The sequence below is a fragment of the Streptomyces sp. NEAU-sy36 genome (genome assembly GCF_013423905.1).
In the GTDB taxonomy this organism is placed as follows: domain Bacteria; phylum Actinomycetota; class Actinomycetes; order Streptomycetales; family Streptomycetaceae; genus Streptomyces; species Streptomyces misionensis.
In genome coordinates this window covers 5397783-5420455 of record NZ_CP058977.1, presented here as the reverse complement: position 1 = coordinate 5420455, position 22673 = coordinate 5397783, and the positions used below count along the sequence as shown (strand labels likewise).

The window sequence follows — 22673 nt, the reverse complement described above, 5'->3', positions numbered from 1 at the left end:
CAGGCGGCCCCGCGCCCCCGGAACCCGGAAGGAACCAGATCATGTACGACATCGCGGCCCGCGACCTGACGGCGGCCACCGGATGAACGGCACCGAGGCACCCGTGCTGCTGCGCACCGCCGGTCGGGCCGCGCACATCGTCCTCAACCGGCCCAGGACGCTCAACGCCCTCGACCACGCGATGGTGCGGCGCATCGACGCGGCGCTCGCCGCCTGGCAGCACGATCCCGGCGTCGAGACGGTGGTCCTGTCCGGCGCCGGGGAGCGCGGGCTGTGCGCGGGCGGCGACATCCGCGCCATCCACGACGACGCCCGGGACGGCGACGGCAGCGCCTCGGCCGCGTTCTGGCGGGACGAGTACCGTCTCAACGCCCGCATCGCCCGTTACCCCAAGCCGTACGTCGCCCTCATGGACGGCATCGTGATGGGCGGCGGTGTCGGTCTCTCCGCGCACGGCGGCGTCCGGATCGTCACCGAGCGTTCGCGGATCGCCATGCCGGAGACGGGCATCGGTTTCGTGCCGGACGTCGGTGGCACCCGTCTGCTCGCACGGGCCCCCGGCGAACTGGGCACCCACCTCGCGCTGACGGGGGATCAGATCGGGGCGGCCGATGCCGTGTTGTGCGGCCTCGCCGATCACCACGTGCCCTCCGCGGCCCTCGCCGGCCTGGTGGACGACCTGGCGGTGATGCCCGTACCCGACGCCCTCGCCCGGCACGTACGGCCGTCGCCGCCGGGGGAGTTGGCCGCGCAGCGGGAGTGGATCGACGCCTGCTACGCCGCCGGTACGGTCGAGGAGATCGTCGGGCGGCTGCTCGACCACGGCAGCCCCGAGGCGAAGGAGGCGGCGCAGACCCTGTGCACCCGGTCGCCGCTCGCCCTCAAGGTCACCCTGGCCGCCGTCCGCCGCGCCCGGCGGCTCGGGTCCCTGGAGGCCGTCCTCGACCAGGAGTTCCGGGTCTCCTGCGCCGCCCTGGCCAGTCACGACCTGGTAGAGGGCGTGCGTGCCCGGATCATCGACAAGGACCGCGACCCCCGCTGGTCGCCGGCGACGCTCGCCGAGGTCGCCGACGCCGACGTGGAGCGCTTCTTCGCCCCGCTCGGCGAGCGGGAACTCGGGCTCGCCGCACCGCAGTAGGGAGCCCGCGCACCCGAGCGGGAGACCACGTCCGGCGGGGGCGGTCTCAGCCTCCGCCGGGCAACGCGGCACGGCCGGCCGGAAGGTCCCGCGCCGGATCGACGACCCAGTGGTTGGTCGTGAGGACACGGCCGGCGAAGGCGGTGCGGGTCCGGCCGAGCAAGCGGAAGCCGGCCGAGCGGCAGATGCCGTTCGACGCGGCGTTGCCGGTCGCCGGGAAGGCGTGCACAAGGCCCCAGCGGTCCTGGTCACGGGCCTGTTCCAGCAGGGCGCGGACAGCGCGTTTGCCCAGCCCCCGGCCCTGGAACTCGGGCAGGACCATCCACCCGATCTCCGACATCGGCCCGTCACCGCCGTCGTGGGCCCACAGGGTCACCGTCCCCGCCACCACATCGGGCCGGTCCGGATCGGGCACGATCATCTTCAGCCAGGCGCGGTCCGCCGCGGCCTCCGCGGCGTCCCGGCGCACCTTGTCCGCCATCCCCGCCCGCGGCAGCGGACCGCCGAGGTCGGCCATCATGACGGGATCGCACCGCATGCGGACATAGGCGTCGACGTCGTCCGGCGAGACGTCGCGCAGCCACACGGGGCCCGGCCGGCTCAGACCCGGTCCAGCGGGCGGTGCGGACCCTCGGGGAGTTCCACCTCCACCGGGTCGCCGGGGCGGACGACGCCGCCCGCCCTGACGACGCTCATGATCCCGGCCCGGCGCACGACATTGCCGAGGTCGTCGCGGCCGACCACCTGCTTGAGCAGGCCGCCTTGGAAGTGGTCGATCTGAAGGCAGGGATTGCGCAGGCCGGTCACCTCGACCACCGCCTCGGCGCCGAGGTGCAGCAGGGTCCCCACCGGCAGGCCGAGCAGGTCGAGCCCGCGGGTGGTGACGTTCTCGCCGAGTTCGCCCGGGGCGACCTCGAAACCCGCCGCGCGCACCTCGTCGAAGAGTTCCTCCTGGATGAGGTGGACCTGGCGCAGGTTCGGCTGCGTCGGATCCTGCGCCACGCGCGAGCGGTGCTTGACCGTGACGCCCGCGTGCACGTCGCCCTCGACGCCCAGCCCGGCGAGCAGGGTGATGCTCGCCCGGTTCGGCTTGGAGAACGAGTACGTGCCGTTGCTGCTGACCGCCGTCACCGATCCGCCCATGTGCGGTCCTCCTCCTCGCCGGGGTACTTCACGAGCCTAACGGATGCCGCGATCCGCGACGGCGTCGATCCCGGACACCGGCCCGCACACGTGGACTCCCCGGTGCCGGTGAGGAGTTCGCGCCCGGCGGGGTCCGGCGGTGCGCCGCGCGTCCGGACGCACCGCCGGACCGGGGACTTCGGGCCTCCCGAACCGGCGGCCCGGAACCGCGCGCCCGGTCAGGGCAGCGTCACCACCTGTGCCGCATGGGCCAGTCCCGCGCCGAAGCCGACCAGCAGGGCCGGGTCGCCGCCGGCGAGCCTGCCCTGGGCCAGCAACTCCTCCATGGCCAGCGGGATGGACGCGGCCGAGGTGTTGCCCGAGGTGACCACGTCCCTGGCCACCACCGTGTGCGGGGCGAGCCCCAGGGACTTCGCGGCCGCGTCGACGATCCGCGCGTTGGCCTGGTGCGGGATGAACGCGGCCAGGTCGGCGACGCCGAGGCCCGCCCGGCGCAGCGCCTCACGGGACACCTCCGGCATCACCCGCGTCGCCCAGCGGAACACCTCCGGACCCGCCATCCGCAGCGCGGCACCCGCCCGGGGCGTCTCGCCCACCGGGGGCCAGGCGCGGTCATGCGCGATCATGTGGTGCCGGGACCCCTCGGAGCCCCACACCACCGGCCCGATGCCCGGGGTCTCGGACCGGCCGACCACGACCGCCCCCGCGCCGTCGCCGAACAGGAAGGCGGTGCCGCGGTCCCGCGGGTCCACGATGTCGCTCATCCGCTCCGAGCCGACCACCACCACCGCGCGCGCGTCCCCGGAGCGGACCAGGGAGTCGGCGAGTCCCAGCGCGTAGCAGAACCCGGAGCAGGCGGCGCCGATGTCCAGGCTGCCCGCCGCCCGGGCGCCCAGCTGATGGGCGACGCGGGGCGCGGCGGCCGGGGACTGCTCCAGGAAGGACATGGTGGCCACCAGCACCATGCCGATCTCGTCCGGATCGGTGCCGGCCTGCGCCATGGCCTTGCGCGCCGCCTCCACGGCCATCGTGATCACGGTCTCGTCCGGGCCCGCGAAACGCCTGCTGACGATCCCGGAGCGCCGCCGGATCCACTCGTCGCTGGAGTCGATGCGGGCGCAGATCTCCTCGTTGGTCACCACCCGCGACGGCCGGTAGACACCGATGCCGAGGATCCGGGAGCCGGGGTGCGGATCGGGAAGCCGCAGCCGGGCCATCACGCCTCCCGCCCACGGGCGGCGGCGGTCGCCGGCGTCCGCCCGGCCGCCAGGGCGGCCAGCTCGCCGTTCAGATAGCGCGCCCGGCACGCCCGCCGCTGCACCTTGCCGCTCGACGTCCGGGACAGCGCGCCGCGCCGGACGAGCAGCACCTCGTCGGCCGCCAGCCGGTGGTCCTCCCGGACCGCGGCGCCGATCCGCTCCCGCAGGGCGTCCGCCCCCGGCGAGCGCAGCACCCGCCCGTCCGCCTCCAGGACGACGACAAGCCGCTCCCGCACGCCGTCGTCCACGGAGAACGCGGCGGCGCAGTTGGGGTGCAGCCCGGGCACGGCCCGCTCGGCGGACAGCTCGATGTCCTGCGGGTAGTGGTTGCGGCCCTGGCGGATGATGACGTCCTTGAGCCGCCCGGTGACGTACAGGTCGCCCTCGTACAGGAAGCCGAGGTCGCCGGTGCGCAGATGGGGCCGGGCGTCCCCGCCCTCGACGCGGGCCCGGAAGGTGGCCTCGCTCTCCTCGGGCCGGTCGCGGTAACCGCCCGCCACGCAGGGCCCGTCGACCCAGATCTCGCCGACCTCGCCGGGCGGCCGGGGCAGCCGGGAGTCCGGGTCCACGATCCGCACCCGGGTGGTGCCGACCGTGCTCCCGCTGCTCACCAGCGGCAGCGCGTCCCCGGCGGTGTCGGTGACCCGCCGTACGGCGCCCTCGCGCAGCGCCCCGGCGTCGACCCACAGCACGGTGGGCTCCCGGTCCTGGCTGTCGCCCGTCACCTTCAGGGTGTTCTCGGCCAGCCCGTAGCCCGGGCACATGGCGGCGGCCCGGAAGCCGTGCGGCGCGAAGGCGGCGGTGAACGCCTGGATCGTGGGCCAGCGCACCGGTTCGGCGCCGTTGGCGGCCACCCGCCAGCGGGAGAGGTCGCCGACGCCGCTCGTCGCGCCGTCGGCGGCGGCGCGGGCGCACAGCTCGTAGGCGAAGCTGGGCGCCGCGGCGTGGGTGCCGCCGAACCGGGCGATGGCCTCCAGCCAGCGGGCCGGCCGGCGGATGAAGGACTCGGGCGCCATCAGGTACGCCGGGATGCCCGACCACAGCGGCAGCACGACGCCGAAGAGCATGCCCATGTCGTGGAAGAGCGGCAGCCAGTTGACCACCGTGCCGTCGGGCTCGCAGGGCCACAGCTCGTCCGTCTCGGCCACGTTCGCCAGGAAGTTGGCGTGGCTCACCATGACGCCCTTGGGGTCGCCGGTGGAGCCCGAGGTGTACTGGAGCAGCGCGATGTCCTCGGGCCCGGGCGGCTCGGGCAGGACGCCCGGCCCGGGCACCGGGTCCGGGGCGTCGGTGGCCAGCAGGGTCAGCCCGGCCAGGTCCGGCAGGTCGCCGAAGCGCTCGTACATCTCCGCACGGACCGCGGTGGTGGTCAGCACGGTGGTGGTGCCCGCGTCGTCGGCGATCCGCCGCAGCCGCCGGACGGCCTCGCGGCGCCGGGGGACCTGCACGGGCGCGCCGGCCACCCGGCCGTACATGCAGCCCAGCAGGGTGCGGATGAACTCCAGCCCGGACGGGTACAGCAGCACGGCCCGGCCGCCGGACAGCCCGGCCGCGGCCAGGCGGGCGGCCCGGTCGCGGGCGGCCTCGTGCAACGCGCGGTAGGTGAGCGCGGACTCCGGCTCCTCGCCGTCGCGCAGGAAGACGTAGGCGGTCTCGTCGGGCTGCTTGGCGCTGCGCAGCCGCAGGGCGTCGGGCAGGGTGCGCACCTCGTCCGCATGCGGATCGAGTCCGGTGGTGTTCACGTGTCATATCTCCTTGTGCGGCCCGGAATTCACCCTGGGCGGGCATGTCGTCGCGGTGAGGGGGGCGGAATGCGCGGAGAAAGGGGTGAGGACCGCGGCCAGCAGTTCCGGGATGCTCGGAACCGGCTGCGGGTGGCATTCCGTATCGCGGTACGGCCCGGCGGGACGCGACGGGTGTTCCAGGTCCATGGTCACGAGCGGCCATGACGCACGCGTTCGACGGTCCATGACGTGTCCTTTCCGTGGAGATTTCCCCGGGACTTCCCTGGAGTGCGCGAGAAGCGACCGGACCGCGGCGGTCGAAGTTGCCGTCACATCGACTGTATCCACGGTCATTTGGTGAAATTACTAGGGAGATAAGGGAATTGTCCGCCCATAATGGGAAAAGAAGGAGCGTCGGTGTCGTCGGTTTCGCGCCGACGCCAAGGGGTGGGACGATATATCCGGTTGTACGACGTTCTGCCGACCGGGAACCGGCCGTCGGCGGCCGTCGGTCGGCGGCAAGCGAACGGCAAGCAGTCGGCAAGTCACCGACAAGAGTGAACCGGCCACGGGGGCATCAATTCTTGCCAGTGCACCTGAGGTCCGCCCGGTCACTCTTGTCTCGCCCTTCACAGGATGGCAGTCTGACGTTCGCCGATCGGGCGAGCACCTCGTAATCCGATCCGTCTGGGTATGGCGGATCCTTGCGCCCGTCGGCAGTGGCCGTGACAGGAGACGGACGACGTACTCGGCGGGTGGACTGCCGGGCAGTGATTCCGAATCAGTACGTCAGGTGATTCGGTCAGGATGACTCAACGAGGGCAGTCACATTGCAATCATGGGTATTCCGGCAGTCGCGCCTTCACTCGGATGCCGTTTCTCGGCGTCAAGAGCAACAGCTTTGACCTCTGCGTGGTGAGCCATTCCCCGGCCGGTCCCTTCGGGCTCTGACCGGCCTTCTCCCGAGCGCCGCCGACCCCGGCCGCGCTGACCGGCGCCGCCGCATGCGTGCGCCGCATCACCCCCTCCCCCCGCCGTTTCGCGTGCCCGGACCGCCGATCCGACGACGGCGCCGTCCACCGGCCCCTTCCATCCGCCCTGCCGAGGAGGCGAAATGCCCCATGAGCGCGGAGCGCCCACTGCGCGCGCCGTCACAGACTTCCTGCTTTCTCGCGTCGTCGAGCTGCTGGACGTGTCCAAGGACGCGGTGGACCGCTGGGCCCCGATGCACCAGTACGGCCTGGAGTCGGTGAAAGCCGCGGCGCTCGCCGCCTCGCTCTCCGAATTCCTCGGCTGGAAGGTCCCCGTCACCTGGATGTGGCAGTACCCGACCATCGACGAACTGAGCCGTGCGCTCATCGACGGTCCCCGGGCCACCCAGACCAGCACACCGGTCACCGACCGCCGGACGGCGGCGCGGGAGCCGGTCGCGATCGTCGGCATCGGCTGCCGCTTCCCGGGCGGCCCGGACCCGGACGCGTTCTGGCGGCTGCTGACCGAGGGCCGCGACGCCGTCGGACCGGTGCCGGCCGAGCGCCGCGCACTCCTGCGCGACAGCGTGCGCTGGGGCGGGTTCATCGACGGCATCGACCGGTTCGACCCGCTGTTCTTCGGCATCTCGCCCCGGGAAGCCGTCCAGATGGACCCGCAGCAGCGCCTTGTGCTGGAGCTGGCCTGGGAGGCGCTGGAGGACGCGGGGATCGCGCCCCGGGGCCTCGTCGGCAGCGACACCGGGGTCTTCATGGCCTCCTGCTGGGGCGACTACGCGGCACTCGCGCACTATCGCGGCCCCGACAGCCAGATCACCCCGCACACCGCGACCGGCATGCACGACGGCATCATCGCCAACCGCGTCTCCTACGTCCTCGGCCTCCAGGGCCCGAGCATGGCCATCGACGCAGCCTGCGCCGGATCGCTGGTCTCGGTGCACCTGGGCTGCCAGTCGATCTGGATGGGCGAGAGCGAACTGGTGCTGGCCGGCGGCGTCAACCTGAGCTTCGTCTCCGACTACTACACCGCCATGGACCGGATGGGCGCGCTCGCCCCGGACGGCCGCTGCAAGACCTTCGACGCCCGCGCCGACGGCTACGTCCGCGGCGAGGGCGCCGGTGTCGTCGTACTCGCCCCGCTGAGCGTGGCGCTCGAACGCGAACTCCCGGTGTACTGCCTGATCAAGGGCAGCTCGGCCAACAACGACGGGGCCAGCAACGGCATGACCGCGCCCAACCCGCAGGCGCAGGAGCTGATGCTCCGTACCGCCTACCGGCGGGCCGGCATCGCGCCGTCCCTCGTGGACTACATCGAGTGCCACGGCTCCGCGACCCCGCTCGGCGACCCCATCGAGGCCAACGCCATCGGCGCGGTCCTGGGCGGTGACCGCCCGGTGCCGCTGCGGCTCGGTTCCGTGAAGTCCAACGTCGGTCACCTGGAGGCCGCGGCCGGCATCGTCGGCCTGGTCAAGCTCGCGCTGTCGATCCGCAACGGGGTGCTGCCCCCGAGCCTGCACTACGCCACCCCCAACCCGCAGATCCTCTTCGACGAGTACGGCCTCACCGTCCAGGACCGGCTGACACCGTGGCCGCGACGGTCCGACGCGCGCCGCGGGGGAGTCAGCTCGTTCGGCTTCGGCGGCGCCATCTGCCACGTCGTCGCCGAGGAACTGCCGCGCCCCGAGGGTTCCCTCGTCCTGCTGGCCGAGGACTCGCCGCAGGCGCTGGCCGAGCGCGCCCGGGCGCTGCGCGACGAGCACGACCTGCGTGCGATCAGCGGCCGGCCGCCCGGCGACGGCGGCTTCCGGCTCGCGGCCGCCGCCCGCGACATGACCGAGCTGCGGGCACAGCTGGACGCGTTCGCCGACGGTACGGCGGCGCCCGGGCTGAGCGTCGGCCGACGGGGCGAACGCAGGCCCAGGGTGGCGTTCCTGTTCTCCGGAAACGGCTCGCAGTGGGTCGGCATGGGCAGGCAACTGCTCGCCGGGATGCCGGTGTTCCGCCGTTCCATGATGCGCTCCGACAAACGGATGCGGGAGCTGCTGGGCTTCTCGCTGGTCGACCAGATGCTGGCGCCCGACGGGCGGCTCGACGACATGGACGTCTTCCAGCCGCTGCTGTTCTGCATGCAGGTGGCGCTGGCCGACGCCTGGCGCTCGCTGGGCGTGGAGCCCGACGTGGTCGTCGGACAGAGCGTCGGCGAGTTCGCCGCCTCCCACGTCGCCGGTGCCCTCGACTTCGAGGACGCCTCCCGGCTGGCCGCCTGCCACGGCCGGCTCCTCCAGCAGCTGGCCGTCGGGCGCGGCGAGGGCATCGTGGTCACCACCGGCGCCGACGCCGTCAGGCGGTACCTGACCGGGCAGCTCACGGTGTCCGGCCACAACGGCCCGAACTCCACGCTGGTCACCGGCACCCCGCAGGAGATCGACGACCTCGTCCAGCGGCTCACCGACGAGGGCCTGACCACCCACCGGGTGCGGATGGGCCACGCCCCGCACTCCCCGCTGGTCGACCACGTCCTCGCCCCGCTCAAGGCCGAACTCGCCGGCCTCACGCCCCGGACCGCCCGGATCCCGATGATCTCCACGGTCACCGGCGAACGCGTCGACGGCGCCGAACTCGGACCGGAGTACTGGGCGGACAACCTGCGCCGGGAGATCCGGGTCGTCGACGCCCTGACCACCCTGCGCGACCACGACATCGACGCGGTGATCGAACTCAGCCCGCACCCCGTGCTGCTCAAGTCGGTGACGGAGATCCTCGGCGCCGCCACCCTGCCCTCGCTGCGCCGCGGCACCGACGAGGCCTGGACCCTGCTGGGCTCGCTCGGCGCGCTGTTCGCCGCCGGGCACCCCGTCACCGCGAGCCCGTTCCTCGCGGGCGACCGGGGACGCCACGTCACCCCCCGCCGGAGCGCCCCCGCGGCCGACGATCGGCCGTACCTCGTGCCCGTCACGGCGCACTCGGCCGCCGCGCTGGCCGACACCTGCCGGGAACTGTCCAACCACGTCGAACGCGACCCGGGCCTGCGGGTGTCCGACCTCGCCTACACCCTGGCGACCAGGCGTTCCCCGCAGAACCACCGGGTGGCGCTGTTCGCCCGCGACCGGCAGGAGGTCCTGGACGGCCTCGCCCGGGTCGCCGCCGGCCGGCCGCACCCGGACGTCGTCACCGGCACGGTCACCGGCACCGGCGACCGGCGCGTGGTGCTGGTGTTCTCCGGCGGCGGCACCCACTGGGTCGGCATGGGCCGTGAACTCATGCGCACCCACGAGGGGTTCCGCACCTGGATGCGGGCCTGCGACAGCGCGGTGCGCGCGGCCGGCGGCTGCTCCGTCCTCGAACAGCTCGACGCGCCCGAGGAGTCGGCCCGGTTCGAGGAGATGGACTTCCAGCAACCCGTCCTGTTCGCCCTCCAGGTCTCGCTGGCCAAGGTCTGGCTCGGGCTCGGGGTACAGCCGGCCGCCGTCGTCGGGCACAGCCTCGGCGAGGTCGCGGCCGCGTGCGTGGCCGGGGCGCTGTCCCTGGAGGACGCCGCCCGCGTCGTGGTCGCCCGCTCGCACCTTCTCGAACGCAAGGCGGCCCCCGGCGCGATGATCTCGGTCGACCTGCCCGAGCGCGACCTGCTGCCGTGGCTCGTCCCGTACGCGAAGCACGCCGCGATCGCCGTGGTCAACAGCCCCACCAGCGCGGCCGTCTCCGGTTCACCCGAAGCCGTCCGCGCCCTGGAGGCCGAGCTGCGGCGGGCGGGGGTCTCCACCAGGAACATCCGGGTCGAACGACCGGTGCACAGCCCCGGCATGGACCCGCTGATCGAGCCGCTGCGCGAACGCATCGCCGGCATCACCCCGGCCGCCGGCACCATCGACTTCCACTCCACCGCCCTGGCCGACACGGTGAACCCGGTCGTCGACGTCGACTACTGGCTGCACAACCTGCGCAACCAGGTCCGGTTCGCCGAGACGATCGGCGCGCTGGTCGCGGACGGCGTCGGCACCTTCGTGGAGATCGGCCCGCACGAGACGCTGCGCGGCGCGGTCGAGGAGATCGCGCTGAGCCGCGGCACCCCCGTGCACGCGGTCAACTCCCTGCGGCGCGGCGAGAGCGACCTGCGCTGCCTGCTGGGTGCCGCCGCGTCGCTGTTCGTCAGGGGCATCCCGCTGACCTTCGACCCGCTGTTCGCCGACGACGTCGAGGTCGTCGAGACCCCGCTCGTGCAGTGGCAGAAGGAACGTTTCTGGTTGGACGTCGAGCCGCGTGCCGACGCGGCGCCCAAGGCGGTCGCGGCCCCGGCCCCGGCACCCGCGGCACAGACCGCGGCCACGCCCGCGACCGCCCCAGCCGACAGCGGGTCGCCCGAGGAGATCCTCGTCGGCGAGATCGCCGACGTGCTCGGCGTCGACGAGCACAGGCTCGACGCAAACTCGCGACTGCGCGACTTCGGCCTCGACTCCATGCTGGCGATCCGCCTGGTCAACAAGGTGCAGTCGCTGTTCGGACAGCGGGTGTCGCCGGTGGTGTTCCTCGACGGCCGCACCATCGGGGAGATCGTCGCCCACCTCACCGAGGCCACACGGGAACCGGCCGCGACCGCGACGGCCGAGCCGCCCCCGCCCGCCCCGCCCGCCCCGCCCGCCCCGGCCCCCCGGCCGGAGCCGGCGCCCGGGGCCGGGCACGCGGCGGCCCTCCCCGACGGGCTGTCCGAGATCGACGCCGGGGAACTGGTCGAGGAACTGGCCGTGCGCGGCCTGCTGGAACCCACCGACGCCCCGGCGCTCGACCAACTGCGCGCAGCCGGACTCGGCTTCCGCATCGCCCCGGCCTCGCACGGCCAGGCCTCCCTGTGGTTCATGCAGCAGATAGCGCCGGACGCCGTGCCCTACAACTTCATGGTGGCCGCCCGGATCCGCACCGAGGTGGACGAACAGGCCCTGGAAGGCGCCGTGTCCGCCGTGATCGAGCGGCATCCCGCGCTGCGCACCGTCTTCGTGGAGGCGGGCGGCAGCCCCTACCAGGTCATCCTCGACGAACCGGAGTACGAGTTCGTCGTCCTGGACGGCACGGACCTCGACGAGGAAGAGGCCCGCGAGGAACTGGCCGTCCAGGGCCACCTGCCCATGGACCTGGACAACGGGCCGCTGGTGCGGGTGGTGCTGCTCACCCGCGGCCCCGCCGACCACTACCTGCTGGTCCTGGTGCACCACATCGCCTCGGACGCGGCCTCGGCCGACGTGATGATCCGCGAACTCCAGGAGTTCTACGCGGGCGCCGACCCCGCCGACCGCGAACCGGCCGCCCCCTACACGGAGTTCGTGGAGTGGGAACGGCAGTGGCTGGCCGGCCCGGCCGCCGACGCCGCCCTCGACTGGTGGGCCGAGCGGCTGGCCGACCCGCCCGCCCGCCTCGACCTGTCCCCCGGACAGCGCCCGCCCGGCGTCACCTACGAGGGCCGCGACCTCACCTTCCGCTGGAGCGCGGAAGAGACCCGTGTCCTGCGGGAGTTCGCGGTGCGCGAGGGCGTGTCGATCAGCACCGTGGCACTGGCCGGCTTCTTCGCCACCCTCAACCGCGCGGCCGGCGTCGAGGACTCCGTGCTCGCCACCGCCATCGCCCAACGCGGCGAGCCTGGCTGGGAGTCGGCCATCGGCTACTACCTGAACACGGTGCTGGTGCGCGCGAAACCCGCGGGCGACCGCTCCTTCCGGGAACTGCTGCACGAGGTCCACGCGTTCTCGCTCGGCCTGCTGGAGCACATGAACTACCCCCTCGACCTGCTGGCGTCCACCCTGAAGCCACCGCGGACCGAGGGCCGCTCCCCGTGGTTCGACGTCGTGCTCAACTGGCTGTCCTCCGACGCCTTCCCGCGCTCCGTCAAGCTCTTCCACGGCATCGGCGACACCATCGCACCCGACGGCGCCCTGCCGCTCGAACCGCTGCCCGTCCGCAGGCACCTCGCCAAGTTCGACCTGGAGATCTCGATGGCCGAGATCTCCGGCGAAGTGGTCGGCCATGTCCAGTACAAACCGAGCTACCTGGAGAAGCAGACCGTGACGGCACTGCTCAGCCTCTACCGCACCGTGCTCTTCGACTCGATCGCCCGACCCGACCTGGCACTGGACGCCATCGCGCCGGCCGGCCTGTCCGAGGGGACGGACCAGTGACCCAGACCCTGCACGCGCAGTTCGCCGAACAGGCCGCCCGGACCCCGGACGCCACCGCGGTCTACGCCGACGCCGGTGTCCTGACCTACCGCGAGCTGGACGAGCGGTCCCGCCGGCTCGCCGAACGGCTCTCCGCCGAGGGCGCCGGTCCCGGCGTCCCGGTCGGCGTCTGCGTCGAGCGCACGCCCGACCTGCTCGCCGGCATCCTGGCCGTCCTGCGCACCGGCTCCTGCTACGTCCCGCTGGACCCCCGCTACCCCGCCGAGCGGCTGGCCTTCATGGTCCGCGACAGCGGAACCCGCCTGCTGCTGACCACGCCGGCCTCCCGCGCCAACTGCCCGGCCGGGCCGACCATGGTGGTGCTGGACGGGACCGTGACGACCGAGCCGGGCGAGAAGCCCGTACCGGTCGTGCCCGGCGACACCGCCTACGTGATCTACACCTCGGGCTCCACCGGGCGGCCCAAGGGCGTGGCCGTACGGCACGGCGGCTGCGTCGCCATGCTGTCCGCGATGGACCGGGTCCTGGCCGGCTGCGACCTCAGCGGCGTCTCCGCGGCCAGCTCGATCTGCTTCGACATGTCCGTGATGGAGATCTTCCCCGCGCTGTGCCGCGGCGGCGCCGTCGTGCTCGTGGAGAGCGCCGTCCACCTCCCCGAGAGCCCGCACGTCGACCGCATCACCCATCTGCACGCCATCCCCTCCGTGATGAACACCCTGCTGGACGCCGGCGGCCTGCCCCCGAACCTGCGCACGGTCGTGTTCGGCGGCGAACCCCTGCGGCGCAAGCTGGTCGACCGGGTGTACCAGGAGACCGGCGCCGACCGGGTCTTCAACGCCTACGGACCCACCGAGGGCACCGTCTTCTGCACCTTCGGACCGGTGCCGAAGGACGGCACCGACGAGCCCACCATCGGCCCGCCCACCGACGGCGCCCGGGTCTACGTGCTCGACGAGAAGCTGAAGCCGCTGCCGCCCGGCGTGCCCGGCGAGCTGTACCTCGGCGGCGCCGGCCTCACCCACGGCTACGTCAACCGGCCGCGCACCACCGCCGAACGGTTCGTCCCCGACCCGTTCCGGGACGGCGAGCGCATGTACCGCACCGGCGACGTCGTCCGGCTGACCGACAGCGGCGAACTCGAGTTCGTCGGCCGCACCGACAACCAGGTCAAGGTGCGAGGCCACCGCATCGAACTGGAGGAGGTCGAGGCCCGGCTGACCGGCTGCCCCGAGGTCCGTGAGGCCGCCGCCGTCGTACGGGGCCGCAGGCTCCTCGGGTACGTCGTGCCCGAGGGCGAGGCGCCCGACGGCGTCCGGGTGGACGCCGCGCTCCAGGCCGCCGTCACCGGCAAGCTCGCCACCGAGCTGCCCGACTACATGATCCCCTCGGCGATCGTCCTGCTGCCCGCGCTCCCGCTGACGCCGGGCGGGAAGCTCGACCGCGCCGCGCTCCCCGAGCCGCCGGCCGCCGGCACCGGGCGCCCGGTGACGCCCGCCGGCACCCCGACCGAGGTGGCGCTTGCCGAGATCTGGGGCCAGCTGCTCGACCTCGAACCGGCGAGCATCGACGTCCGGGCCGCCTTCTACGACCTCGGTGGCGACTCGCTGCTGCTGGTCCGGCTGGCCCGGCTGATGACCCGGCGGTTCAACCGCCGGGTCCGCGTGCCCGACCTGTTCAGCTTCCGTGACATCCACTCGCTCGGCCGCTGGCTGGACGACGAGAGCGGCGCCACCCCCGAGGCCGTGCAGTCGGCCCGCCGCCGGGCCACCGTCCGCCGCGCCGCGCTGCGCGGCCGCGCCGCCTCCGGCGGCAACTGAGTCCCCCCGACCCGACCCGAGCAGGAGCCTTTCATGTCCGACAGTCCAGAGCAGGACTACGACCCGGGCGACGTGGCCGTCATCGGCATCTCGTGCCGGGCCCCCGGCGCCCGCACCAAGGAACAGTTCTGGGACAACCTCGTGCACGGCAGGGAGTCCGTGACGTTCCTCGCCAAGGACGAGATCACGGTCGACGAGACCCTGATCAACAACCCCTACTACGTGCGGGCCTGCGGCACGCTCGAAGGGTACGACGCGTTCGATCCGTCGGTGTTCGGGATCAGCGACCGGATGGCCGCCGTGATGACCCCGGAGAACCGGCTGTTCGTGGAGAGCGCCTGGGAGGCGCTGGAGGACGGCGGCTACGACCCCGACCGGATCACGGGCGAGGTGGGCATCTACGGCGCCAACAACCCGCAGACCGCCGCGCTGTACAGCTCCCCGCCGGACCGGGTGTCGGTCGGGCCCGAGGCGATCGAGCACGGCCTGGCGTGGTCGCCGGACACCATGACCTCCAACGCCCTCTACTACATCGGGCTGACCGGCGAGGCCGTCACCGTCACCACCGCCTGCGCCGGCTTCCACTACGCGGTGCACCTGGCCTGCCAGTCGCTGCTGCTCGGCCAGACCGACCTGGCGATCGCCGGCGGCGCCATGGTCCGGCTGCCGCAGCCCCGGGGCCATCTGTGGGAGGAGGGCCGGATCCTGTCCCGGGACGGCCACTGCCGCCCCTTCGACGCGGGCGGCACCGGCGCCGCCCTGTCCAGCGGCGTCGCCACCCTGCTGCTCAAGCCACTGGCCGAAGCGGTCGCCGACCGCGACCACGTCTACGCCGTGATCAAGGGCTCGGCCATCAACAACAACGGCGTCAGCGCGATGGCGTACGGACTGGCCCAGCCCGAGCGGCTCAGCGCCTGCATCGCGGGCGCCATGCAGGTCGGCGGCGTCACCCCGGAGACCGTCTCCATGTACGAGGCCAACGGCCTCGGACTGCCGATGACCGACCAGCTCGAAGTGCACGCGGTGAGCATGGCGTTCGGCAAGCAGACCGGCACCTGCTCGATCGGCTCGGTCAAGAGCAACGTCGGCCACGGCGGCGTCGTCGCGGGCGGCTTCGGCGCCGTGAAGGCCGCGCTGGCCCTGTACCACCGCACGCTGGCGCCGACGATCAACCTGACCGACGTCGACCCGGACATCGACTTCCCCAGCACCCCGTTCGTGCCGCAGCTGGAGGCGGCGGACTGGGAACCGGAGGCCGGCGTGCGCCGCGCGGGCATCACCGCGATCGGCGGCGGCGGATACAACGCGCACCTGGTCCTGGAGGAGCCGCCGGTCCTCGCCGAGCGGGCCCCCGAGACCACCCGACCGCGACTGGCCACCCTGTCCGCCCTGGACGACGAGGCACTGGCCGACCGGCGCGCCCGCCTGCGGGACTGGCTGGTCGCCAACCCCGAACTGCGCCTGGACGACGTGTGCTTCAGCCTCAACCTGGGCCGCCGCGCGATGGAGCGCCGGTGGGCGGCCGTGGTCCGCAGCCGGGAGGAACTGATCGAGGCGCTGTCCGCCGACGCGCCCCGCGGCCTGGTCGCCACGACCGCCGCCGCGCCCCGGGTGGACGAGGACTCGCTGCGCCACGACGACCGCGGGATCGTGCCGTCCGGCCAGGACGCACCGGCCCTGTTCGACGTCGCCGCGGCCTGGGTGACCGGCCGCCGGGTGGACTTCGACGCCCTGCACCGGGGCGAGAGCAGTCACCGGGTGCCGCTGCCCACCTACCCGTTCCGGCCGCGCCGATTCTGGCGGACGAACTGGTGAGCGTGCGCGCGCCGGCCCCGAAGACCGTCGACCTCGGCGACCCCGGCACCTTCGCGAAAGGCGACCTCGACGAGTTCTGGCGCACCCTGCGGGACACCGCGCCGGTGCACTGGAACCCACCGGCCGACGGCCGCCCAGGGTTCTGGGTGGTCTCCCGCTACGACGACATCATGGCCGCCTACCGGGACGACGAGCACTTCACGTCCGAGCGCGGCAACGTGCTCGTCACCCTGCTGGGCGGCGGGGACGCCGGGGCCGGCCGGATGCTGGCCGTCACCGACGGGCACCGGCACCACGAGCTGCGCAAGATCCTCCAGCGGGTGCTGTCGCCGCGGGTGCTCAGCGACGTCGCGGCGGCGGTGCGGGCCAACACCCGGCAGCTGATCCGCGAGGCGGTCGACAGCGGTGGCTGCGACTTCGCCGAGCAGATCGCCGCCCGCATCCCGATGACCACGATCTCCAACCTGCTCGGCGTGCCCGAGCAGGACCGCGACTACCTGCTCGAACAGACCAAGGCCGCGCTGTCGGCCGACACCGAGGACATCGACGAGGTCGACTCCGAGATGGCCCGCAACGAGATCCTGCTGTACTTCATGGACATGGTCGAGGAGCGGCGCGAGACGCCCGGCGACGACGTGATCAGCATGCTGATCGCCAGCTCCATCGACGGGGTGCCGCTGTCCGACGAGGACATCGTGCTCAACTGCTACAGCCTGATCATCGGCGGCGACGAGACCAGCCGGCTGACGATGATCGACGGCGTGCACACCCTCGCGGCCCGCCCGGACCAGTGGCGGCGGCTCAAACACGGCGAGGTCGCGATCGACACCGCCGTGGACGAGGTGCTGCGCTGGGCGTCGCCCACCATGCACTTCGGACGCACGGTCGTCCGCGAGACCGAGCTGCACGGCGTACCGCTGCGGCCGGGCGAGATCGTCACGCTCTGGCACGCCTCCGGCAACCGGGACGAGCGGGTCTTCGACCGGCCCGGCGAGTACGACCTCGGCCGCACCCCCAACAAGCACCTGGCCTTCGGCTACGGCCCGCACTTCTGCCTCGGCTCCTACCTGGCCAAGGTGGAGATCGCCGAACTCCTCATGGCGTTGCGGGACTTCACGACCGGGTTCGAGCAGACCGGCGAGGCGCTGCGCATCCGGTCCAACTTCCTGACCGGGTTCTCCACGCTGCCGGTGCGGTTCTGGCCCGACGACTCCGGAATGAAAGAGGTCGACCGATGAGCGGCAACCCCTTCGACGGCGGTGAGGGCGACTGGCTGGTCGTGGTGAACGACGCAGGAGCGCACGCGCTGTGGCGGCCGTACCTGGAGCTGCCGAAGGGCTGGCGGATCGTCCACCGCGGCCCCCGCCGCGACGACGCCCTCGACTACGCCGAACAGAACTTCACGGCTCCGGTGGACACGCCGACGGCCTGAACAGGTACCCGACCAGCGAGCGCCGGGAGCGCGAGTGAACATCTACATTTCAGGGCAGGGGGCGTTCGCGGTGCAGGTCGCGGACGCCCTGTGGGACGAAGGACACCGGATCGCGGGCGTGGCCGCCCCCCGGCTGCGCAAGGGGCACTGCGACGAGAGCAACGCGATGTCCTGGGACCGGCTTCGCGCCTGGGCGTACCCCAGGAGCGTCCCGTGGACGGACTCGGCCGAACTGCGCGCGATGCACGTGCCGGACGGGGTGGACATCATCGTCGCCGCGCACTCGCACGCCTTCATCGGCCGCCGGACGCGCGCCCGGGCCGCCGTCGCGGCCATCGGCTACCACCCCAGCCTGCTGCCCCTGCACCGGGGGCGGGACGCGATCCGCTGGACGATCCGTGACGGGGACAAGGTGACCGGCGGCAGCGTCTACCACCTCACGGAGCGCACCGACGGCGGCCCGATCGCCGCGCAGGAGCACCTGTTCGTGCCCCCGGGCTCGACCCCGCAGAGCCTGTGGCGCGAGCATCTGGCGCCGCTCGGGGTGCGGTTGCTGGTGCGGGTGGTCGCCGACCTCGCCGAGGGCCGGCGCATCGAGGTCCCCCAGGACGAGAAGCTGGCTACCTGGGAGCCCGCGATGGACGCGCAACCGCTGTTCAAACCCGAACTCATCGCGCTGCCCGGAACGGCGCTCGTCGACGGCAGCAAGTGGGCCCTGCACGCCCGGTGAGCCGACGGCGTCCGCCCTGCTCACACGGGGCGTGCGCGGCGAACTAGACGTCGTTTCCGGCCAGTTGGGAAGCAATCGATTGACCTGGGCGGGGCGCGGTGATCGGCTTGTGGGGTTCGTACGCAACCCGCCTGGGGAGAGGAAGCAACACCGCCATGCACAACGGAACATCACGGGGACGGGCCCGCCCGGCCGCGGACGGCCGGCAGCCGGGCTTCGGCGGCCTGCGCCCGTCGGACGACCACGGCGTGTTCCCCGGCAGGCCCGCATGACCAGCGTCGCGACGACGTCGCAGCAGAGGTCGGGCCTGGCGCTCGGAGTGCTGGCCGGGGCGCTCGCACTGGATCTGAGCGGAATGGCCGTACTGAACGCGGCCCTGCCGTCCGTCGGCGCGCGCTTCGGCCTGGCCGACACCACCCTCCAGTGGGTGATGACGGCCTACTCCGTCACGTTCGCCGGCTTCCTGCTGGTGGGCGGCCGGCTGGCCGATGTGTTCGGCAGACGGCGGGTGTTCGAGGCCGGGGTCGCCCTGTTCACGGCGGCCGCGCTGGTCGGGGCCCTGGCACCGGACGGCGCGGTGCTGCTCGGCGCGCGGGGCGTCCAGGGCATCGGCGCGGCCCTGTCCGGCCCGGCCGCCCTCGCCCTGCTGACCGAGGTGTTCCCGGAGGGGCCGGAGCGGGGCCGCGCGCTCGGCGTGTACGCCGCGGTCGGCGCGGCCAGCTTCAGCGGCGGCATGCTGCTGGGCGGCGTGCTCACCGAGTTCCTCGGCTGGCGGTCGGTGCTGTGGTTCTCCGTGCTGCTCGGCGTGCTCGTGCTCGCGGTCACCCGGGCCGGGCTGCCCGACGGGACGGGCCGCAGGGGCCCGGTGGACATGGCCGGCGCGGTCTTCGGCACCCTCGGCCTCGCGCTGCTCGTCGTCGGCGTGAGCCTCGGCGGGACGTGGGCCTGGGCCCTGGTGGCCGGTGCGGTGCTCTTCCTGGTGCTCTTCGTCGTCCGCGAACGCGGCACCGCCGACCCGCTGCTGCCGCTCGGCCTGTTCCGGGTCCCGTCGGTACGGCTGGCGACCGCGGCGGCGTTCCTCCAGTACACGGCGTCGGTCGGGATCGTGTTCTTCGCGCCCCTGTACCTCCAGGGGATGCTGGGGTACTCCCCGGTCGAATCGGGTCTCTCCCTGGTGCCGATGTCGCTGACGGTGTTCCTCACCGCGAGCTTCGTCACCGGACGGCTGCTGACCAGGTTCAGCCCGCGGACCCTGATGGTCACCGGGCTGGTGCTGATCGGCGCGGGCACGGCGCTGTGGATCACCACCCCGCACCACGGCGACTACCTGCTGCACGTGATGCCCGGACTGGTGATCAGCGGCCTCGGTCAGGGCCTGAACTTCCCGGCGATGACCACGGCCGGCCTGGGCGGCGTGCCGCCGCACCAGCACGCGGTCGCCGGCGCGGTGAACGTCGTCGCCCAGCAGATCGGCTCCAGCGCGGGAGTCGCGGCCCTGGTCCTGGTCGCGGCGACCGCCGACGACCGGCTGTCGGGCTACCACCTGGCCTATCTCGTGGCCGGCGTCGCGTGCGTGGTGGGTGCCGCGGGCGTCGCCGCGACACGGCGCAGCTGAGCATCCGCTGCCTCGGTGGGCGGGCGGAACCGGTGGTCGGGCCCGACCGCCGGTTCCGCCCGCCGGCCGGTATGGGAGTCGTATAGGGCGACCGCGGAGGATCTTCGGGGCCTGTTTGCGCAAGCGTCGACGGCAGGCCGAGTCCCCCCACGGACCTACTGCCCAGACCCCAGGAGACGCACCCGATGACGAAGACCGGCGTCCGGCGCCTGATCGGCTCCGCGCTGACCGTACTGGTCGCATCCGGCACGGCGGCGGCGGTGTCCGCCGCGCCCGCCGCGGCGGCCGTGACCGTGGCCTGGCAGAAGATCGACTACCCGCCTGCCGACGTATCGACCTTCACCCCGCTCGGCGACACGACGTACATGGCGACGACCAGCGCGGGCGGGGGACCGTTCTGCGACCCCTGCAACGTCACCTACCAGCTGTGGCAGAAGCAGGGCGGCCAGGCGTGGAAGGACATCTCGCCCCCCGGCAAGGAGATCGTCGACTCCACCACGGGCACGGCCGCCGACGACGTGTGGGCGTTCAAGAACGACAACGGCCTGATGGGATACCACTGGGACGGAACCGCCTGGACGGCGAACTCCCCGGACACGGCGCGCTTCGACACGAAGGACAGCAAGGCGCTCTCGCGTAACGACGTGTGGACGGCCGGCGCCTACAAGGCCACGACCTCGCAGTGGGTGCCCGCCGTCGCGCACTTCGACGGCCGGGGCTGGAACGTCACCAAGCTGCCGGACTCCATGCAGACGGCCACGCTGAACACCATGAGCGTGAACGCGGACGACGACATCTGGGTGGCCGGTTTCAAGAACAAGGGCACCATCAGCGGCGACGCCTACCAGCCGTTCGCGGCGCACTGGAACGGCACCCAGTGGACCGAGTCGGCGCTGCCCTCGTCCAGCCCCAACAGCACCCTCCTCTACGCCGTCATCGCGAAGAACCCGAACGACGTGTGGCTCGGCGGCAACCTGTACAACCTCCAGGGCGACGTCAAGGGCGGCAAGACCGGCGGCTACGTCCTCCACTGGGACGGCAGCACCTGGAAGCGGATCGACGTGCCGGGCACGGACATCCACTGGGTCTCCTCCTTCGCGTACCACAACGGCCAACTCTGGGCCGGACTGTCGTCGGACACCGGCAAGGCCATGGCCCGCTGGACCGGCACGGCCTGGGAGTTCGTCAACGGACCCAGCGGCGTCCTGTCCACCTCGGGCGAGCTGTCCGCCTCACCCGACGGGTCCCTGTACGTGAACGACTACTCGACCCTCGCCCGGCTGGCCCCGCAGTCCCTGAGGTGAGGTGACACAGCCCCACCGGCACCACCCGGCCCGGCACGCGGACGACCGCGTGCCGGGCCGGCGGCGTCCGGGACCGTCAGTCCTCCCCGACGAGCAGCCGGGCCCCGGTCGCGGCCACGACCTCCCGCACGCCGACACCCGGAGCGGTCTCGACCAGCCGCAGCCCCTCGGGGGCGACGTCGATGACACCCAGATCGGTGACGATCCGGTCCACCACCCGGCGACCCGTGGCGGGCAGCGACAACTCCTCGACGATCTTCGGGCTGCCGTCCCTGGCCACGTGCTCCATCACCACCACCAGCCGCCGGGCGCCGTGGACCAGGTCCATGGCACCGCCCATCCCCTTGACCATCTTGCCGGGGATCATCCAGTTGGCCAGGTCGCCGTGGGCCGACACCTGCATGGCGCCGAGCACCGAGACGTCGATCCGGCCGGCCCGCACCATGCCGAAGGAGAGGGCCGAGTCGAAACAGGCGCTGCCCGGGACGGTGGTCACCGTCTCCTTCCCGGCGTTGATCAGATCGGGGTCCTCATCGCCGTCGTACGGGTAGGGGCCCACGCCCAGGACGCCGTTCTCGGAGTGCAGCACCACGTGCACCCCGTCCGGCAGATGGCCGGGGATCAGGGTGGGCAGGCCGATGCCCAGGTTCACGTACTGGCCGTCGCGCAGTTCCCGGGCGGCGCGGGCGGCGAGCTGATCACGGTCGAGCGGCACGGTCACTTCTCCTCGGGTGCGGTACGCGGGACGGTGCCGGTGCGCGCCGGGCGTGTGGTGCGGCGCTCGACCCGTTTGCCCAGCGACGCGTCGGCGGCGACCACGCGGTCCACGTACACGCCCGGCAAATGCACGGCGTCCGGGGGGAGTTCACCCGCCTCGACGACGCGTTCGGCCTCCACCACGGTCACCCGTCCCGCCATCGCGCACAGCGGGTTGAAGTTGCGTGCCGCCGCGTGGAAGACGCAGTTGCCGTGCCGGTCGGCGACCGCGGCCCGGACCAGGGCGAAGTCCGTGGTGATGGCCTCCTCCAGCAGATGGCGGCGACCGCCGAACTCCCGTGTCTCCTTGGGCGGCGAGGCCACCGCGACGGCGCCGTCGGCGGTGTGCCGCCAGGGCAGGCCGCCCTCCTCGACCTGGGTGCCCACCCCCGCCGGGGTGTAGAAGGCGGGAATGCCGGTGCCGCCGGCCCGCAGCCGCTCGGCGAGCGTGCCCTGCGGTGTCAGCTCCACCTCCAGCTCGCCGGACAGGTACTGGCGGGCGAACTCCTTGTTCTCGCCGACGTAGGAGGAGGTCATCCGGGCGATCCGGCCGGCCCGCAGCAGCAGCCCGAGGCCCCAGTCGTCCACACCGCAGTTGTTGGACACGACCCGCAACCCGGCCGCGCCGGTCTCCGCCAGCGCGGCGATCAGCGTCGACGGGATGCCGCACAGGCCGAACCCGCCGACCGCGAGCGACGCACCGTCAGGGATGTCCGCCACTGCCTGCGCGGCCGCGGCCACCACTTTGTCCATGCCGTTTCCTTCCCCGCCGGGGTCCGTTCCGTTCGTC

At 73.0% G+C, this 22673-nt stretch carries 15 protein-coding genes; 9 read left to right on the top strand and 6 right to left on the bottom strand.

Features of this window, described 5'->3' with window-relative positions; all coding sequences use genetic code 11:
* The first annotated feature begins 82 nt into the window (after nucleotides 1-82).
* The gene (locus HZZ00_RS23660) at nucleotides 83-1138 is read left to right on the top strand and encodes an enoyl-CoA hydratase/isomerase family protein (RefSeq protein ID WP_180328340.1); all 1056 of its coding nucleotides are present in this window, start codon (nucleotides 83-85) and stop codon (nucleotides 1136-1138) included.
* A 46-nt stretch (nucleotides 1139-1184) separates the two neighbouring features.
* Here HZZ00_RS23660 and HZZ00_RS23655 read toward each other — a convergent pair whose 3' ends face one another.
* The 4 genes from HZZ00_RS23655 to HZZ00_RS23640 all read right to left on the bottom strand — a co-directional run bounded on the left by HZZ00_RS23655 (nucleotide 1185) and on the right by HZZ00_RS23640 (nucleotide 5282).
* Nucleotides 1185-1724 (bottom strand): GNAT family N-acetyltransferase, encoded by a 540-nt coding sequence (locus tag HZZ00_RS23655; protein WP_180328339.1) that lies wholly within the window; start codon nucleotides 1722-1724, stop codon nucleotides 1185-1187.
* 14 nt (nucleotides 1725-1738) lie between these two features.
* Nucleotides 1739-2281, bottom strand: coding sequence for an MOSC domain-containing protein (locus HZZ00_RS23650; protein ID WP_180328338.1), 543 nt, complete (start codon nucleotides 2279-2281; stop codon nucleotides 1739-1741).
* A 218-nt stretch (nucleotides 2282-2499) separates the two neighbouring features.
* Complete coding sequence (locus tag HZZ00_RS23645) at nucleotides 2500-3501, bottom strand: beta-ketoacyl-ACP synthase III (RefSeq protein WP_374028478.1); 1002 nt, start codon at nucleotides 3499-3501, stop codon at nucleotides 2500-2502.
* On the bottom strand, nucleotides 3498-5282 hold the full coding sequence (locus HZZ00_RS23640) for a fatty acyl-AMP ligase (protein WP_257585166.1): 1785 nt from the start codon (nucleotides 5280-5282) through the stop codon (nucleotides 3498-3500). The genes HZZ00_RS23645 and HZZ00_RS23640 overlap by 4 nt, the downstream gene beginning before the upstream one ends.
* 1096 nt (nucleotides 5283-6378) lie before the next feature.
* Between HZZ00_RS23640 and HZZ00_RS23635 the strand changes: the two genes are divergently transcribed.
* The 8 genes from HZZ00_RS23635 (at nucleotide 6379) to HZZ00_RS23600 (ending at nucleotide 21127) form a co-directional block, all read left to right on the top strand.
* A complete protein-coding gene (locus HZZ00_RS23635; RefSeq protein ID WP_180328336.1) occupies nucleotides 6379-12414 on the top strand; it encodes a type I polyketide synthase in 6036 nt (2011 codons plus the stop codon).
* Nucleotides 12411-14231, top strand: coding sequence for an amino acid adenylation domain-containing protein (locus HZZ00_RS23630; RefSeq protein WP_180328335.1), 1821 nt, complete (start codon nucleotides 12411-12413; stop codon nucleotides 14229-14231). The genes HZZ00_RS23635 and HZZ00_RS23630 overlap by 4 nt, the downstream gene beginning before the upstream one ends.
* Nucleotides 14232-14264: 33 nt before the next feature.
* Nucleotides 14265-16046, top strand: a complete 1782-nt coding sequence (locus tag HZZ00_RS23625; RefSeq protein ID WP_180328334.1) for a type I polyketide synthase — start codon at nucleotides 14265-14267, stop codon at nucleotides 16044-16046.
* Complete coding sequence (locus tag HZZ00_RS23620; RefSeq protein WP_180328333.1) at nucleotides 16043-17284, top strand: cytochrome P450; 1242 nt, start codon at nucleotides 16043-16045, stop codon at nucleotides 17282-17284. The genes HZZ00_RS23625 and HZZ00_RS23620 overlap by 4 nt, the downstream gene beginning before the upstream one ends.
* The gene (locus HZZ00_RS23615; protein WP_180328332.1) at nucleotides 17281-17478 is read left to right on the top strand and encodes an MbtH family NRPS accessory protein; all 198 of its coding nucleotides are present in this window, start codon (nucleotides 17281-17283) and stop codon (nucleotides 17476-17478) included. Before HZZ00_RS23620 ends, HZZ00_RS23615 begins: the two co-directional genes overlap by 4 nt.
* A gap of 34 nt (nucleotides 17479-17512) precedes the next feature.
* Nucleotides 17513-18208 (top strand): formyltransferase family protein, encoded by a 696-nt coding sequence (locus HZZ00_RS23610; RefSeq protein ID WP_180328331.1) that lies wholly within the window; start codon nucleotides 17513-17515, stop codon nucleotides 18206-18208.
* 268 nt (nucleotides 18209-18476) lie between these two features.
* On the top strand, nucleotides 18477-19823 hold the full coding sequence (locus tag HZZ00_RS23605; protein ID WP_180328330.1) for an MFS transporter: 1347 nt from the start codon (nucleotides 18477-18479) through the stop codon (nucleotides 19821-19823).
* A gap of 185 nt (nucleotides 19824-20008) precedes the next feature.
* Nucleotides 20009-21127, top strand: coding sequence for a hypothetical protein (locus tag HZZ00_RS23600; protein ID WP_180328329.1), 1119 nt, complete (start codon nucleotides 20009-20011; stop codon nucleotides 21125-21127).
* 76 nt (nucleotides 21128-21203) lie between these two features.
* Here HZZ00_RS23600 and HZZ00_RS23595 read toward each other — a convergent pair whose 3' ends face one another.
* Complete coding sequence (locus HZZ00_RS23595) at nucleotides 21204-21842, bottom strand: 3-oxoacid CoA-transferase subunit B (RefSeq protein WP_180328328.1); 639 nt, start codon at nucleotides 21840-21842, stop codon at nucleotides 21204-21206.
* Between the two features lie 2 nt (nucleotides 21843-21844).
* A complete protein-coding gene (locus HZZ00_RS23590; protein ID WP_180328327.1) occupies nucleotides 21845-22636 on the bottom strand; it encodes a CoA transferase subunit A in 792 nt (263 codons plus the stop codon).
* Nucleotides 22637-22673: the final 37 nt, after the last annotated feature.

Coding starts and splice junctions, on each gene's coding strand:
- HZZ00_RS23660 (WP_180328340.1), top strand. CDS start 83: ATGAACGGCACCGAGGCACCCGTGCTGCTGCGCACCGCCGGTCGGGCC.
- HZZ00_RS23650 (WP_180328338.1), bottom strand. CDS start 2,281: ATGGGCGGATCGGTGACGGCGGTCAGCAGCAACGGCACGTACTCGTTC.
- HZZ00_RS23635 (WP_180328336.1), top strand. CDS start 6,379: ATGCCCCATGAGCGCGGAGCGCCCACTGCGCGCGCCGTCACAGACTTC.
- HZZ00_RS23625 (WP_180328334.1), top strand. CDS start 14,265: ATGTCCGACAGTCCAGAGCAGGACTACGACCCGGGCGACGTGGCCGTC.
- HZZ00_RS23615 (WP_180328332.1), top strand. CDS start 17,281: ATGAGCGGCAACCCCTTCGACGGCGGTGAGGGCGACTGGCTGGTCGTG.
- HZZ00_RS23605 (WP_180328330.1), top strand. CDS start 18,477: ATGACCAGCGTCGCGACGACGTCGCAGCAGAGGTCGGGCCTGGCGCTC.
- HZZ00_RS23600 (WP_180328329.1), top strand. CDS start 20,009: ATGACGAAGACCGGCGTCCGGCGCCTGATCGGCTCCGCGCTGACCGTA.
- HZZ00_RS23590 (WP_180328327.1), bottom strand. CDS start 22,636: ATGGACAAAGTGGTGGCCGCGGCCGCGCAGGCAGTGGCGGACATCCCT.